The following is a 15920-nucleotide window of genomic DNA, read 5'->3' as shown; positions in this document are numbered from 1 at the left end:
CCAATTCTAGGATTCCCGGTATCGGGCATAAGCTTCCATGCCGATAATAACAATCAGCATAAGTCCCCGAATCCCTGTCTGATAATAAGAAAATACGCCCATCAAATCCAGCGCATTGGTAATCACAGAGAAGATCAGAATCCCGATCATACTTTTCCCGATACTACCGACTCCTCCGATCAGGCTGGTACCTCCGATTACCACACCGGTAATCACGGAGAGGGCGGCGTTGTCACCCTGCACAGCGGAGGCGGTATTTAACTTCGACGCGTTCAATATCCCGGCGGTCCCGGCTGTAAATGCGCTTAACACGAAGATCGAAGTCTTATAAAAGGCAGTGCGGATCCCGCTGTTGTGCGCGACCTCCATGTTACCGCCGATGGTATAGATATTCCGTCCGAACCTGGTGGCCGTCAGCACATAGTGCGTAATCAGAACCAGAAGAACCATAATGATCACAAGATACGGAATCCCCAGGATCTTATCATTTCCCAGCCGCCCAAACCAGGGATTCGAGCTGGCGATTGGATCTCCGCTTGATATCTTAAGCGCAATCCCCTTAAAAATATAGGAGGTCCCAATGGTGACAATAAAGGAACTGATCCCGCATTTGGCGACCAGAAACCCGTTCACCAGTCCGACTGCCACGGCGGTAAGTAACGCCAGCAGCATAGCAGGTACCTGCCCCACATAAGGCTCACATAGGATGGCTACCAGACCGGACAGGGCCATGGTGGAACCCACCGATAAGTCGAAATCTCCGCCGATGATCGCAAAAGTCATACCGCAGGCCATAATCCCGTAGATGGAGGATTGTACCAGTACGTTTACGATGTTATCTCCAGTCAGGAAGAAAGGAGATATGATACCCATCAGAATGACCAACAGCAGTAAAAAGACCAGTGTTTTTTGCTCCGCAATTATTTTTTTTACTTTCGTCATAGTATCACCTTCCCTCTCTCAGACAGTTTGCTTGCGGTTCCATACATCAAAGGCGATGGCCGCGATCAGAACACAGCCCTTGACGATGCTCTGGTCGAAGGACTGGAAGCCGAAGAGATTCATAGCGTTGCTCAGCACGCTTAGGGTGATGACGCCTACGAAAGCTTTAGCGATGCTCCCGAGGCCGCCGGAGAGGCTGATACCGCCCAGAACGGCTGCCACGATGGCGTCCATCTCGTAGCCGACACCAGCCGTAGGCGTAGCACCCAGGGTCCTGGAAGTCAGGATAATGGCTCCCGCCGCCGCGCAGAAGCCGGAAATACAGTAGCAGACCATTTTCACCAGACCGGTGCGCACACCGGACAGATGGCTGCACACGGGGTTAAAACCGATCATATGCATCTGCCGGCCGAAGGAAGTCTTGCTTTCCAGCACCCAGAGTAACACTGCGAAGACGATATAGATTAATACCGGAACCGGAAGCCATTTGCCGATGCTGCCGGTTCCAAGGGCGTTATAAAAATCCGATTCGCTCCCGGACAGAGAGAAACCGCCCGTGTAGAGAAGACTGACCGCTGAGAACAACAGCTGGGTACCAAAGGTAATCATCAGCGATTCGCCGGAATTGGCGTGAGTCAGTGTGATGATGAGTCCGTTCACGGCTCCGCATAGGATACCCACCAGCAAAGCGCACACAATCGCAGCGCCGGCCGGCATCCGGGTCCCGAAGGAAATGGCGATCAGCCCGGTAAAAGTCATAATGCTTCCGATGGACAGATCCATATGCCCGCAGATCAGCACGAAGGACATACCCACAGTCAGAAGTCCAAGTACACAGCTCTGCCGCACTACATTTGTCAGGTTCCGCACCGTAAAAAAGTTTTCCGCGAAGATGGACGCGATCAGGATAAAGAAAAACAGTAAAATCAAGCTGGAGTAACGGTATATTATTTTCTTTACATTCGTCTTCATCAGGCGCCCTCCTCCAGTATCGCGTATTTCATAATATTTTCACCGGTTTTCTGATCCCCGGTCAATTCCCCTTTGCATTTTCCGTCGTGGATGACCAGAAGCCGGTCGCTCATGCTGATGACCTCGGGCATTTCGGAAGAAATGATAATGATGGCCTTCCCGCTGTCCGCCAGTTGGTTGATGAGCTGGTAAATTTCGTACTTGGCACCCACGTCGATCCCTCGGGTGGGCTCATCCAGAATCAGCACTTCTGCGTCGGTATACAGCCATTTGGCCAGAACGACCTTCTGCTGGTTTCCGCCGCTTAAGTTCAACACCAGCGCTTTGGTGCCGGGGGTTTTGGTTTTTAAGGTATCTACATACTGCGCGGCGACGGAGTTCTCTTCCCTGCGGTTGACAAATCCGGCGCGGCAGATTTTCTTCAGGGCGGCCAGTGTGGTGTTTTCACTGATGGAGCTCTCCAGCACCAGGCCCTGGGTCTTGCGGTCCTCTGTGACCAGCGCGATCTTGTGGGAGATGGCTTCCTTCGGCGAGTGGATGGTGACCGGCTTTCCGTGCAGAATAATTTCCCCGCCGGTCAGTTTGTCCGCTCCGAAGATGGCGCGGACGATCTCGGTGCGTCCGGCACCGACCAGGCCGGCGATACCCAGCCGCTCCCCTTTATGTAAAGAAAAACTAATATGCTCAAATACTCCTTTCCGGCACAGATCCCGGACCTCCAGTATCACCTCATCACCGCAGGTGCCTGCCCGGACAGGGTATTCCTGATCCATGCTCCGTCCCACCATTTTTGAAATGATCGTCTCTTTGGTCAGGGATTCGATGGGATTCGTATCGATCACCTCTCCGTCCCGGATGACGGTTACGCTGTCGCACAGCCGGAAGATCTCATCCAGCCGGTGGGAGATATAGATCACGGTGACCCCCTGCTTTTTCAGATCATCGATGATGCCGAAGAGATGTTCCAGCTCTTTGTCTGTTAAGGTGGCGGAGGGCTCGTCCATGATAATGATTTTAGAATTCTGGGACAGGGCTTTGGCGATCTCCACCATCTGTTTGCCGGCCACACTTAGGGAGCCCACCCGAGCGGAGGGATCCACATCCAGGCCGACCCGCTTAAGAAGCGCTTTTGCATCCTCATGGACTTTTTTCCATTGGATTCCCCGTATCCCTTTCTTCGGCAGACGTCCCACATAGATATTCTCCGCGATGCTTAAGGAATTGACCAGATTGAATTCCTGGAAAATAATACTCAGTCCCAATGACTGCGCGTGTAAGGGGGAAGTGATGGTAACGGCCTGCCCGTCTATCGTAATCTGCCCGGAATCCATAGGGATGATCCCGGTCAATACCTTCATCATCGTCGACTTCCCGGCGCCGTTTTCCCCTACTAGCCCGCGGACCTCGCCCCGTTTGACATGAAGGCTGATGTCCTTGAGCGCCTTCACACCGGGAAAGCTTTTCTCAATATGGTCTAATTTCAGAATGTATTCGTCTGTACTCATACGCATTCTCCGTTTCTACAATCTATCCGCACCGCAGCCGGCACGCTCTTTTCGATCGAATGAAAAGCTGAGGATGGGGCAAGCTTTCAAGCCCCATCCTCAGCTGGCCTGCCATCCTACCAGAGTAAAGCAGGATCATAGCTGTCTACATTGCTCGCATCCAGCATGTCAATCTTATCCTTGTACCAGGTTTCAACGGTTTCACCGCTTATGGCTTTAACCAGAACTTCTATAGAGGTACGGCCTTCATCCACCAGGGGCTGTACGCTGGTTGCCACGATCTCACCGCTTTTCACCATGTCTGCGCCGTTCTTGCTTCCATTGTAGCTGACAACTTTTAAGTCTTCTCCGGTGTATCCCATGGACTTCATGGCCTGTGCAACGCCGACGCACATAGTATCGTCATGTACCCAGATTCCGGACAGATCCGGATATTTTGTTAAAATGTCTTCAGTGATGGACATTGCTTTTGCTTTATCAAAATCAGCGGATAATTTGGTTACCACTTCGATGCTGCTGCCCTTGATGGCTTCCTCAAATCCTTCCGTACGCAGGGTAGCGGCGGAGGTTCCGGCGGTACCTTCCACGATGGCTACTTTTCCGCCTTTCTCGCCCAGCGTTTCCAGCATCTTCTTGCCGGCCGCGGCGCCTACGTCTTTATCATCGGCTCCTACAAAGGAGACTACATATTCTCTTCCGGATTCATCGATATCCATAGCGCCCATGACGACCGGGATTCCGGCTTCCTTGGCAGCTTTTACCGCGGGGATAATGGAGGTTCCGTCAACCGGGTTTAAGACGATACCGTCAACCTTCTGAGATACCAGGGAGTTGATCTGATCAGTCTGCTTGGAAGCATCGAATCCGCCGTCCAGCTCGATCAGCTCCACGCCCAGCTCTTTTGCCTTTTCCTGGATGCCCTGTGCGAATACTTTTACAGCAGGTGCGCTTAACATACAGTAGCATACACCGATTTTTAATCCGCTTGCACCGGCGGTGCCGGTCTGAGCGGCGTTCGCCGCGGGACTTTCCGTAGGAGCTGCATCCGGGGTGGCTTCCGGTGCGGCGGTTTCAGCCGGTTCGGCTGACGGTGCAGCAGCGGGCGCTTCTTCTTTGGCGCCGCAGCCGGTCATCATACCTGCAACTAACGTAACGGCTAATAAAATGGATAAAAGTTTTCTTTTCATTTTTGATTTCCTCCCTTGTTCATTATACATTTTTGTTAAAGAGTTTCTGTAAACCATTGTTTAATATCTTCAAAGACGAGCATCCGGTTCGGATCCATCGGTATGTTGTGCTCGACTCCAGGATATTCTTTGAATTTTTTCTTCCCGGAAGCCACGGCTTCGTACATGCGGCGGGACTGTTCGATCGGTACGACCAGATCCTCGCCTCCGTGGGCAAAGAAAATAGGGTTTCGGATATTTGCGCATTTTTCCAGCGGTCTGTAATACAGCATGTTGCGCAGGGAAGCCAGAGTCACATAGGTATTGACATCGCTGTTCAGGAAGCCCTCGATCAGCAGGTTCTGCTTATCCTCCTCTGTTCCGTTGTACATGTCCAGGGAGTGGATCACCTGGGAATGGCCGGTCACAGCTGTCAGCTCGCGGTCACGGTCCAGACGGGCCAGAAAATCATCAAAACGTCCGCCCGATTTGTCCCATACGCTGCGCATCCAGGTGAAACAATCGCCGATGCCGCCCATGGACACCGTGCTTTTAATCCGGTCGTCCATACCGCTGACATACACGCTGGTAGCGGCTCCCATGCTGATGCCTGCGGCTCCGATCCGGTTCTTATCGATAAATGGCAGCGTGCCGATATAAGATATCGCATTGATAAGATCCTCAGGCCAGTCGGTGGCGCAGTTCAATATGTACCTTTGGTCGTAACCGTCGCAGCAGCCTCTGAAGTCAAAGCGGGCAGTGACGAAACCGGCACCGGTCAGAACCTGGGATAAAGCGTCCAACCCGTCATTTTTGTGACGGGAATGTCCGTGGCATAACAGCACTGCCGGATATTTTACCGTCAGATCATCGGAGGGAAGAGCGATCGTAATCGTTCGGGGGGTTCCTCCGCTGAAAAAATGTTTTTGATATTCCATCTGCCGGTTCCTCCTTTCATTAATATTGCCTTGTTTTTCGGGCATATAGGTATACCCGAAGGGTGTTTCACTAAATTTGTTTATATTGTTTTGATGCCTTTATTCTAGCATACAAGAATCGTCCATTCAACGAAATTTTATTTCGTTTTAGTAAAACGTTTAATGAAAAAGAATTTTCTTGCATTCGTAAAGCATGTAAAATATAATAAACATAGTAAAAGCTTTATAGTACGGATTTCACGTACAGATATCTCCAAACAGATATCCGTAACCGGATCTTCCCAAACAGAAGCAAACAAGTATTCAAAAACAGATATCCAAAAACAAATTCTCTCATATTAGAAAGCCCCAAATTACAATAAATTACCAAATGATAAAAGAACAGGAGGAAGCAGCAATGATTACCATTAAAGATGTAGCGAAACAGGCAGGTGTTTCGATTGCTTCCGTATCAAATTATCTTAATAATAAGAAGAACATCAGCGCGAAGACCGCGCGGACGATCCAGCAGGCCATCGACGACCTGAACTATGTGGTTCAGAATTCGGGAAGAGAGTTGAAAATGAAGCGGAACCAGGATATCGGTATTGTCTTCCCAACGATTTCGGAGCCTTATCTGGAGCGGCTTCTCAGCAGCATCAAAGGATATCTGTCCCAGTACGACCAGACCTTTGTACTGGAACTTACGGACTCTGACCCAAGGCTGGAGACCAAAGCGATCTTAAACCTGATCGGGCGCAACGTGGCGGGGATGATCCTGTATACCTGCCAGCCCCAGAACAGAGAGATCTTCGAGAAACTGGAAAAGTCAGGAATCCCATATGTATTGATCGACCGAAGGCCGGAGAATTTTGACTGTAATTTTGTAACCGTAGATAATAAAGAACTGTTCCGAAGAATTACAGGAGAGCTGCTGGCGAAGAATTATACCAGGATCGCCCTGGTCTGCGGACCCGACAGCTACCGGGAAAATATTATGGCACGTATCGGTTACGAGACTGCTTTCGAAAATGCGGGAAAGGAAGCAGAGGCTGAGAATATCATATTTACCACCGCGATCCGGGAGTGCGGATTCCGGGCGGGGATACAGCTGCTGGAACGGGGGGGACAGATCCCGCAGGTGATCCTGACCACCTCCTATAGGCTGGCGGAAGGCTTAAAGTATGCGCTGAAGATCTATCATCTGGATGAGGAAGAGCAGGTGCAGATCATATCCACCGGTGATTCCATGGACGATGTGTTCCATCATGACAATGCCATCGTAAAGACTTCCCGGGGCGCTTACCAGATCGGGGAGGAGGCAGGAAAGCTGCTGCTTTGCAATATCCGCTCCCCCATCGTTTTCGAAAAGCAGCAGGTAGTGTTTCAGGATGATTACAATATCGCGCATCTGGAACCGTCATTGGAAATTAAAGCCCAGAGGCCGACCCAGGCAGCGGAAGAAATCTGTGTATTGCTGCTGGATGATGAAACCTCCGTCAGCGGACTGTCCCGTCTGCTGACTGATTTTTACGCGAAAGAAAATATCAAGGTAAAAATCAAGCGGGTGCTGCCGAAGGATTCCTTCGAATATATCTGTAACTACTGTGAAAGCGGCAGCTCTCAGATCGATGTCATCTTATTTGATGTCCCCTGGCTGGCCTACTATGCGGATAAAGGATATCTGCTGTGTCTGGACGAACTGATGGAAGCCTATCCGCTGAACACCAGCAATTATCTGCCCAACGCGTCCAGCCATTACAGTGTATACAATGGGAGGCACTATGCGTTGCCCTATATGGCCTGTACCCAGCTGCTGTTTTACCGGAAGGACATCTTTTCCAATGAAGAGATCGCGGATGATCTGGAACGAAAATATATGATACCGCTGAAAGTGCCGAAGAACTGGTTCCAGTTCAACGCGCTGGCCAAATATTTTACCAGAAAATATAACCCGGATTCCCCGGTGGAATTCGGCCACTCCATGGCGGTCTCGAACCCGGATCTATTCCTGTGCGATCTGATGCCCCGGATCTGGGACTACGGCGGAAGCCTGTTCAACCGTCAGCAGGCCCTGCAGTTAAATACACTGCAGAACCGCAAAGCGGTCCGAAGCCTGCTGGAGTCGATCCAGTATACCAGCGATGGGCTGCTGTCAAAAAAGCCGGCAGATGCAGCGGTGGACTTTATTAATGGAAACACAGCCATGTTTTATACCTTTTATAACTATGCCACAGGGCTGGTGGACCGGCTGCAGTCAAAGGTGGTGGATAATTTCGGATACACCCGGATTCCAGGAAGTTCGGTTCTGTCCGGATGGAGCCTTGGAATCTCTAAGAACAGCCGGAAAGCGGAGGCGGCGTTTAAGTTCATCCGGTGGGCCTCCGGCTCCGATATTGCGATCCCTCATACGATACTGGGTGGACAGTCTCCGAATATTTCCGTATATCGGAATTATGATATGGTGTCCCTTTACCCCTGGCTTCCCCGGGCGATGACAGAATTTGAAAAATCACAGGAGCGGCTGCCGCAGACGACGGCGAAGGGAAACGTGATCAATGAAGATGAATTTGTACATATCCTCTACCAGGGTATGATGCCGCTGGTTCAGGAGGCGATGGAAGGGCATACGGCAAATCTGGAACAGCTGGAGGACGTATTTGTCATGCTGCAGGGGAAATTAAGGAAAATATTATAAGAGATTGGAATGTACAGACATACTGGATTAAGAACGGATGCTGCCATACAGAGGAAGAATTGGAGGAAATACTCTGTAATAAGTATACACTTGTATGCTGATTTATGATATTATCATGGTAAAGTATGGGATAAACCAGTGATGATATAGCGTAACACGAATGATGGAGGAATTTGGATGAAGAAAGGTGACAAAGGACAGGATAAGACATACCGGGAAGTACTGGACGCTACGAAGAAATTAAATAGAGAAGAGGAAAAACACGATCTTAAAAAAAACATGTCAATGGAAGAGAAAGTCTTTCTTCTGCACAGTGGCAGTGAAAATATCAAAGAATCGTTTATAAAGATGATAGAATCTGAGGAGTGGACACCGGATGAGGGGGAGTATCCGGAACCGGAGATTATGGAACAGATGCTGTCGGAACTGCCCGAGTTTTTTATTATCAAAGGCCGCACCGCCAGAACGTGGGAACAGGTTCTTACGGATTATAACAAAAACAGCATGATGAAGCTTTGCAGTCTGTTGGATGCGGAGGTGAAATCCGGCTGGAACAAAACGCGGCTGGCGGCCAGTGTTGTACAGACGCTTACGCAGACGCCTATGACATGGATAGGACTGTACAATGAGGAGACTGTGCATTTGTTTGAAGAAATTATGGACCTTGAGACAGGGCAGATGATAGAGGTATTCGGGAAGGAGCTGGAACTGGAAAGGCTGGTTTTAAGCGGTCTGATAGATCTCTCTTATGATGCGGTGACTCACAGCATTCGTGTGATGGTACCAGTTCATGTCCGGGAGGCTTTCCATAAAACATTCTATGGAACTGCCAATCAGAAACTGATCGTAAAGTTAAACAACTGGGAAGAAATCACTTCGGGCGCCTGCTCGTTGTACGGAATGGTGGAAATAGAGCACTTATTAGCCATATTCAGAGCTGCCGGTGAGAAGATGCCTGTGGACCAATGGGCAAATTTCATCAAGGATCGTTTTATTCTATGGGAAGAGCTGTATATGTTTGAAAAAAGCGATCAGTTCTTTGTCTCACTCATTCCGGAAGAGAAGTGCGGGGATATACTGACGCAGAGAGCTAAATACCCGAATCTGGATTATCGGAATTTTACACTGGAAGAAATTCAGGATATGTATTGGGATGAGTATTTACCGGAGCAGGAATATTATCAGGAGATGGAGGAGTGCTTTTGTATAAATCTGGATATGCCTGAGGAGATGGCGGAGTCGCTCACCTATCACTGTGTGAACCTAGCTATGGCGGGAGGCAGTATTCGTGAAATCATGGAAATGATGGAAGTTATGGCCGGGATCGGGAAGGATGACGAACGGGAGATTGTCAAAAGGTTAGTAACTGATTTGAGGAAAAAGGTTCCCCAATTTGGGCTGAAAGGGCATTCGCTTGAAGAAGTCCGTGGAGGGTATACGGTCATTTAGCAATTATATTTACCGGAAAAGGCAGAATGCGAAGGGCTGATCCGGTGGGTGGAGGTGTGAGATGTTCGACTTGTTGATTAAAAATGGGGTTATCGTTGATGGCAGCGGGCAGCGTCCTTTTACGGGGAGTGTCGGGATTCTGAACGGAAAGATTACTGCCGTTATACCGGAAAACGGGGATTCCTTAAAGGAGATCCGCGCAGAACGGGTCATCGATGTTAAGGGGAAGTATGTGACGCCGGGGTTCATCGATATCCACAGACACGCGGATGCGGCTGTCTTCCGGGAGGGGTTTGGTGAGCTGGAGCTTCGCCAGGGGCTGACGACGATCGTGAACGGCAACTGCGGGCTGAGCGTGATTCCCTGTCCCAAGGAGCGGCGCCAGGAGATCTTAGGCTTCCTGTCCCCGATCGTGGGTACTATGCCGGCGGGTGTTCCGCTTCACTCGTATCGGGCGTACATAAACGCGGTGAAGGAACAGAAGCTTCCGCTTAACGTGGGTATGCTGATCGGAAACGGGACGATCCGGGCGGCCAGTGCCGGTTACCGCTGTGGAAGCCTGACGGCGGGAGAGCTCAGACAGGTGCACCGGTATCTGGAAACAGCTCTGGCGGATGGAGCGCTGGGAGTATCTCTGGGAATCGTCTATGCGCCGGAATACAATTATACGGCTGAAGATTTTAAGAAAGTACTGGAACCTATGAGGGGCAGCGGGGTTCAGCTGTTCACGCATATCCGCGGCGAGGGCGACAATTTTCATGCTTCCCTGAGGGAAGTGGTGGGGATCGCACGGTCCCTGGAGGTACCACTTCATGTGAGCCACCTGAAATGTGTCGGTCAGCGCAACTGGGGACATGGAATCGCAAAGGCCATGGAAATCCTGGATGAGGCCAGGGAGTCAGGGCTTGCTGTCAGCTGTGATGTGTATCCCTATACGGCAGGCTCCACACAGCTGATTCAGATTCTGCCCCCGGAATATCTGGAGGGCGGAGTTCCGGGAATCCTGAAGAGGCTGACCGATCCAAAGATGAGGAAAAAGCTTACGGATATATTACAAAAACCTGGTGTGGATTTTGAGAATCTGGTGAATCTGATTGGGTGGGAGAATATCCGGATGACGACGTTAAACCGGGAAAACAACCGGGAATATTCCGGTAAGTCAGTGGCAGAGATCGCACGCCTGAAGGGTATGGACCCTTATGCATGCGCTTACGATATGCTGGTGGAAGAAAATTGTGAGATTTCAATGGTGGATTTTATCGCCTCGGAGGATGATGTCAGGAAGGTGCTGCGGTATCCTTACAGCAATATTATCTCCGACTCGGTGTATCCGACGGGCGGGATTCCGCATCCCCGGCTGTATGGCACATTTCCGAGAGTGCTCGAGAAATATGTGAAAGAGGAAAAAGTGCTGGAGCTGGAGACGGCGGTTAGGAAGATGACTTCTGTGCCGGCGTCAGTGTGTAATCTAAGTTCCAAAGGCCTGATCAGGGAAGGAATGGACGCGGACCTGGTGGTTTTCGATCTGGACCGGATTCATACGGGGGCGGATTATGACCGGCCGAAGGTACTGGGGGAAGGGCTTTCCTATGTGTTCGTGAATGGGGAGCCGGCCGTGGTCCGAGACCAGATTCAGAAGCAGTGGTCCGGCCGGGTGCTCCTGAACGGTGATGCTTTGCGGTGAGAGCCGGCAGCATTAACAGCAGCATAGATGAGACAGCCGGAAGGTGAGTGCACCTCACCTGTCCCGGTGAAAACGAAACGAAAAAATAGTCGTCAGCTTGCCAGGGCTAGGACGGCTATTTTTTATGCGTATAATTCAGAATCGTCACGAACAGCGACGCTGCGGTCAATATGACTATGTAAGAAAACATCCCTCTAAAAGAACCGGCCGGTAAATAAGCCCGTGAATCTGACAAAAAACAGCATGTACAGACAATGTTAAGTGGAAAATAAGAATATCTTAATAAACTTATAAATCAAACTTAAAGGACTTTCCCCGAAACTCTGATACCATTAAAACATCTTAAAACGAGTCGCGTATCCACTGCTAAAAACGAAAAGATAAAACAATAGGTTATTTAAAATAAAGTGGATCAGAAGACCAATCAGATCAGAGGAGGGTCTAAAAATGGAACTGAAAAGGATTGCGGTTTTATTCGGAGGGAATTCAAACGAGTACGAAGTGTCCCTGGAGTCCGCCCATGCGGTGATCACACATTTGAATCGTGAAAAATATGAGGTAATCCCGGTGGGAATTACCCGACAGGGCGGCTGGTACCGTTTCAGGGGAGAGGCGGAGAAAATCCTGGAAGACACCTGGTGCAACGGACAGGACTGTACACCGGCGATCATTTCTCCGGACCGGACGCAGCACTGCCTCATTGAATTCCGCCAGGGGAGTACGCTGAGAACCCCTCTGGATCTGGCCTTTCCGGTCCTCCATGGTAAAAATGGGGAGGACGGCACCGTACAGGGCCTGATTCAGCTGGCTGGCATCCCGCTGGTTGGCTGTGATACCTTAAGCTCCGCGATCGGCATGGATAAAGACATTGCCCATACGGTAGTCCAGGCGGCTGGAGTAAAGGTACCCCGTTCCGTGGTTCTGTATGAAGAGATAGATCACGAAAAATTGGCCCACTGTACATCGACCTTCACCTATCCTCTGTATGTCAAACCGGTAAAAGCCGGTTCCTCCTTCGGAATCACCAGAGTAACCGATACTGCCTGCCTGTTCGAAGCGGTTCAAAACGCTTTCCAGGTGGATGATAAAGTGGTGATTGAGGAAGAGATCCCCGGCTTTGAAGTCGGATGTTCTGTTCTGGGCAACCTGAAGCTGGTGATCGGAACGGTGGATGAGATCGAATGCCCCGGAGGCTTCTTTGATTTTGAGGAAAAATACCACCGCAAAGAAGCCAAGATCCATATGCCTGCCAGAATCGACGCGGAGACTGCTGCAAAGATCAGGGAAACCGCTGCGATCATCTACCGGGCGCTTAACTGCAAGGGTTTTGCAAGAGTGGATATGTTCCTGACGCCGGAAGGTGACGTGGTATTCAATGAAGTAAACACCATACCAGGACTTACCGCTGTCAGCAGATATCCGAGCATGTTAAAGGATGTGGGTATTTCCTTTGAAGAGATGCTGGACCGGCTGGCCGGGCTGGCGCTGGAGGTATAAATGAAAACAATCACTTTAAAGAAAGAAAATATAACAGAAGGCAGTCTGATCCTGGTCAACAGAAGCTTTCCGGTATCCCCGGAGCGCAAGGAGGTATCCCTGAAGCCGGTCCGCCCGGATTATGCGGATATTCTACTGGCAAAAGAAGCGGTGGAAAGCCTTGGAAAATTGCTGCGGGACCTGGAGGCGGAAGCGCAGATCGTACCGGTCAGCGGATTCCGGACCAGAGAGGATCAGGAAGACATATACACCAGTTCCATGGAGGAAAATGGAAAAGAATACACGGTAAAATACGTGGCGCCGCCCGACGGCAGCGAGCATCAGACCGGCCTGGCCATTGATCTGGCGGAAAATCTGACGGACATTGATTTCATAGCGCCGGAATTTCCCTATACGGGAATCTGCCAGCTCTTTCGGCAGCTGGCGCCCAGATACGGCTTTGTGGAGCGCTACCAGCAGCGCAAAGAAACGATTACCGGCGTGGCGCAGGAGCCCTGGCATTTCCGGTATGTTGGCAGGCCCCACGCATCCCTGATGCAGATGCATAATTTCGCACTGGAAGAATATCTGGCTTATCTGAAAAATTTTCCATATGACGGAAACCATCTGCTCATCGATCTTCATGGAAAGCATTACGAGATTTTCACGGTGGAAGCGGGCGATGAGCCGGTTCACATACCTTGCCCGGAGCTCTGCAGCTGTACGGTATCCGGTAACAACGTGGATGGATTTATTATCACTATGTTCTGGCAGAACATAATCGATTAGAGGGGGATCTTAATGAAAAATGAGAGGGAAAAATTAGAATTTTACGGCGGAGAATGGGTTTCCTTTCTGCCGTTCGTCATCTTCATCGTGTGTATTGTCATTACGACATTTTACTTTGGGTCGATTTCCGATGGGGCGCTGTGGCTGCCCGCGTTTCTGGGACTGCTGCTCTCCTTCTTCCTGGCCAAGGACAAAAAGCATTATGCGGACGCCATGATCGACGGGATGGCCAGCAAAGAAGCCATCGTGCCGGTGGTCTGCTGGCTGTTCGCGGGAGTCTTTTCCAGAATCCTGCGGGAATCCGGTCTGGCTGCCGGAGTGGCAGGTCTGGCGGCGGGGATTGGCGTCAATGGTATTCTCTTCGCAGTGATCGCGTTTATCGCCTCCGCGATCTTCGCCACGGCCTCCGGTACCGGATTCGGGACCATCGCCGCCGGCATGGGGGTACTTTATCCGGCCGGTCTGGCGCTGGGAGCCCATCCGGGGATTCTGGCCGGCGCGATCATCTCAGGCGCGGCCTTTGGGGATAATCTGGCCCCTATCTCGGATACGACGATCTGCTCTGCGGCTTCCCAGGGTGTGGATGTGCCGGGAGTCGTGCGCTCGAGGCTTAAATACGCGCTGGCTGCCGCGGCGCTTACGATATTGGCCATCGTGGCGGCCGGAATCGTGCTGAACCAGTCCGGCGCGCCAGCGGGTTCTTATGCCTATGATCCGAAAACTTTGTTCATGTTCCTGCCGGTAATCCTGACGATTATCATAGCGGCCAGGACGGGAAATATTATCATCGCCACCAGTATCGGCATCGTGGCGGCCGGGGCGGTCGCAGTGGCGGCGGGCCTGATCGATATCGTGCAGATCGACGCGGCTGAGGCGTCCATACCTGCGTTGTTCTCCGTATCGGGGGAAGGGCTGGACCGGACGGTGGGAGGCGTACTGTATACCGGTCTCAGCAGCATGATCCAGGTCTGTGTGCTGGCGCTGCTGCTCTTTGGGGCAACCTCGATCATGCGGGCCGGACACGGTGATCTGAAGCTGCTGGGGGTCATCAGCCGTATCGCCAGAGGGCCGGCTGCTGCTGAAGTCGTGATTTCCCTGATGGTGATCGGGCTGTCGGCCATCATGGGTCTCAATGCCCCGGCAATCCTGGCGGTAGGAGCTTCTTTTGCGAAGCCCATTTCCCAGAAATTCGGAATCAGTCCGTACCGGACGGCGAATCTGTTGGATGCACAGTCCAATACACTTGTATACTGTATGCCATGGACGCCGGCAATTATCTATACCCTGGGATTCGCGGCTGACAGCGCGGCTCCACTGACGGCAGGGCAGATTACTCCGTTCGTGTTCTACTCCTTCGCCATGCTGGTGGTTATGGCTGTCAGTATTATATTCGGCGTCGGACGTCAGGACGGCATGAGGGCCCTGGCCCAGAAGGAGCAGGAAAAGGGAGGCGCTTTATCATGAAAAGAAAACGGCTGACAGAGCTATTTCCCTTCCTCCTGCCCCTGCGGCAGAAACAGAGAAAATTCCTGTTCTACCTGAAAATGAAATTTGACAAGGCAGTTTATTGCCATATGAAGGAAGAAGGCCTGCTGCCCCACCTGATCTTCGAGACACATTCGCTGTTGATCAATCCGAATACAGGATACGATATCCAATATCAATATAACAAGGTTCATAATCTGAAGCTGGCCGTGAAGACCATGGACCGCATTCTGATCCGCCCGGGTGAGACCTTTTCATTCTGGCAGCTGGCCCGGTACGCGGACAGGCAGGAGCGATATAAAGACGGCCTCTGCCTGGTGCACGGCGAGATCCAGGGGGTCTACGGGGGAGGGCTCTGTCAGCTGAGTAATCTGCTCTATTGGCTTTTCCAGCACACGCCGCTATCTGTCGTGGAGCATCATAACCATGCGAAACACAGCTTCCCGGTACCGGAATCGGGAGTGCCAAGCTGGGTGGACGCTACGGTTAGCGAGGGCTGGCTGGACCTGAAGGTGCGAAATGAAACCAACGCCACGTTTCAGCTGGATTTTTCTTTTGACGAGGAATGTCTGTATGGATGTATTCTGGCGGACCGTCCGGTTCCGGTGCCGGAACTGGACGGGGCACCGACGGACGCCGGCGAACAGGCCAAATAGTGACGGGAATTAAATCGTATAGGCCGGATCCAAGAATGGATCGCCCCAAAGGGGCGGGAACCTCTTGCCAGCAGGACCGGGACACAACTTGCCATTCGGCTCAGACAGTGTCCCGGTCCTGCGGCGTTTGTATTTCTGCATGATCTGTTCCTTATTTTTTACTGATATTTTGTCTGTTTTA

Annotated in this window: 12 protein-coding genes; 7 read left to right on the top strand and 5 right to left on the bottom strand. The window is 51.2% G+C overall.

Going from position 1 to position 15920, the window contains the following annotated elements:
• Positions 1-6: 6 nt before the first annotated feature.
• From KTH90_RS18050 to KTH90_RS18030, 5 genes are all read right to left on the bottom strand, one after another.
• Entirely contained in the window at positions 7-942 is a 936-nt protein-coding gene (locus KTH90_RS18050; protein ID WP_238727220.1) for an ABC transporter permease, read from the bottom strand.
• A gap of 18 nt (positions 943-960) precedes the next feature.
• The gene (locus tag KTH90_RS18045) at positions 961-1914 is read right to left on the bottom strand and encodes an ABC transporter permease (protein ID WP_238727219.1); all 954 of its coding nucleotides are present in this window, start codon (positions 1912-1914) and stop codon (positions 961-963) included.
• A complete protein-coding gene (locus KTH90_RS18040) occupies positions 1914-3419 on the bottom strand; it encodes a sugar ABC transporter ATP-binding protein (RefSeq protein ID WP_238727218.1) in 1506 nt (501 codons plus the stop codon). The genes KTH90_RS18045 and KTH90_RS18040 overlap by 1 nt, the downstream gene beginning before the upstream one ends.
• Before the next feature lie 116 nt (positions 3420-3535).
• On the bottom strand, positions 3536-4606 hold the full coding sequence (locus KTH90_RS18035) for a sugar ABC transporter substrate-binding protein (RefSeq protein WP_238727217.1): 1071 nt from the start codon (positions 4604-4606) through the stop codon (positions 3536-3538).
• Between the two features lie 35 nt (positions 4607-4641).
• On the bottom strand, positions 4642-5523 hold the full coding sequence (locus KTH90_RS18030; RefSeq protein ID WP_238727216.1) for an alpha/beta hydrolase: 882 nt from the start codon (positions 5521-5523) through the stop codon (positions 4642-4644).
• 397 nt (positions 5524-5920) lie between these two features.
• On the opposite strand from KTH90_RS18030, the gene KTH90_RS18025 reads away from it, so the two are divergent.
• The 7 genes from KTH90_RS18025 to KTH90_RS17995 all read left to right on the top strand — a co-directional run bounded on the left by KTH90_RS18025 (position 5921) and on the right by KTH90_RS17995 (position 15739).
• Entirely contained in the window at positions 5921-8200 is a 2280-nt protein-coding gene (locus KTH90_RS18025; protein ID WP_238727215.1) for an extracellular solute-binding protein, read from the top strand.
• Positions 8201-8377: 177 nt separating this feature from the next.
• Complete coding sequence (locus KTH90_RS18020) at positions 8378-9649, top strand: hypothetical protein (RefSeq protein ID WP_238727214.1); 1272 nt, start codon at positions 8378-8380, stop codon at positions 9647-9649.
• Between the two features lie 61 nt (positions 9650-9710).
• The gene (locus KTH90_RS18015) at positions 9711-11333 is read left to right on the top strand and encodes an N-acyl-D-amino-acid deacylase family protein (protein ID WP_238727213.1); all 1623 of its coding nucleotides are present in this window, start codon (positions 9711-9713) and stop codon (positions 11331-11333) included.
• A 447-nt stretch (positions 11334-11780) separates the two neighbouring features.
• Complete coding sequence (gene vanG / locus KTH90_RS18010) at positions 11781-12830, top strand: D-alanine--D-serine ligase VanG (protein WP_238727212.1); 1050 nt, start codon at positions 11781-11783, stop codon at positions 12828-12830.
• Complete coding sequence (locus tag KTH90_RS18005) at positions 12831-13598, top strand: D-alanyl-D-alanine carboxypeptidase family protein (protein ID WP_238727211.1); 768 nt, start codon at positions 12831-12833, stop codon at positions 13596-13598.
• 12 nt (positions 13599-13610) lie between these two features.
• The gene (locus KTH90_RS18000) at positions 13611-15062 is read left to right on the top strand and encodes a Na+/H+ antiporter NhaC family protein (RefSeq protein WP_238727210.1); all 1452 of its coding nucleotides are present in this window, start codon (positions 13611-13613) and stop codon (positions 15060-15062) included.
• Positions 15059-15739: a VanW family protein gene (locus tag KTH90_RS17995; protein WP_158353458.1), complete on the top strand. Its 681-nt coding sequence runs from the start codon at positions 15059-15061 to the stop codon at positions 15737-15739. The genes KTH90_RS18000 and KTH90_RS17995 overlap by 4 nt, the downstream gene beginning before the upstream one ends.
• Positions 15740-15920 lie beyond the last annotated feature (181 nt).

Source organism: Diplocloster modestus, assembly GCF_019042245.1.
Taxonomy (GTDB): Bacteria; Bacillota; Clostridia; order Lachnospirales; family Lachnospiraceae; genus Diplocloster; species Diplocloster modestus.
This window is presented reverse-complemented; position numbering and strand designations above follow the sequence as displayed.

Coding starts and splice junctions, on each gene's coding strand:
- KTH90_RS18050 (WP_238727220.1), bottom strand. CDS start 942: ATGACGAAAGTAAAAAAAATAATTGCGGAGCAAAAAACACTGGTCTTT.
- KTH90_RS18045 (WP_238727219.1), bottom strand. CDS start 1,914: ATGAAGACGAATGTAAAGAAAATAATATACCGTTACTCCAGCTTGATT.
- KTH90_RS18040 (WP_238727218.1), bottom strand. CDS start 3,419: ATGAGTACAGACGAATACATTCTGAAATTAGACCATATTGAGAAAAGC.
- KTH90_RS18035 (WP_238727217.1), bottom strand. CDS start 4,606: ATGAAAAGAAAACTTTTATCCATTTTATTAGCCGTTACGTTAGTTGCA.
- KTH90_RS18030 (WP_238727216.1), bottom strand. CDS start 5,523: ATGGAATATCAAAAACATTTTTTCAGCGGAGGAACCCCCCGAACGATT.
- KTH90_RS18025 (WP_238727215.1), top strand. CDS start 5,921: ATGATTACCATTAAAGATGTAGCGAAACAGGCAGGTGTTTCGATTGCT.
- KTH90_RS18020 (WP_238727214.1), top strand. CDS start 8,378: ATGAAGAAAGGTGACAAAGGACAGGATAAGACATACCGGGAAGTACTG.
- KTH90_RS18015 (WP_238727213.1), top strand. CDS start 9,711: ATGTTCGACTTGTTGATTAAAAATGGGGTTATCGTTGATGGCAGCGGG.
- vanG (WP_238727212.1), top strand. CDS start 11,781: ATGGAACTGAAAAGGATTGCGGTTTTATTCGGAGGGAATTCAAACGAG.
- KTH90_RS18005 (WP_238727211.1), top strand. CDS start 12,831: ATGAAAACAATCACTTTAAAGAAAGAAAATATAACAGAAGGCAGTCTG.
- KTH90_RS18000 (WP_238727210.1), top strand. CDS start 13,611: ATGAAAAATGAGAGGGAAAAATTAGAATTTTACGGCGGAGAATGGGTT.
- KTH90_RS17995 (WP_158353458.1), top strand. CDS start 15,059: ATGAAAAGAAAACGGCTGACAGAGCTATTTCCCTTCCTCCTGCCCCTG.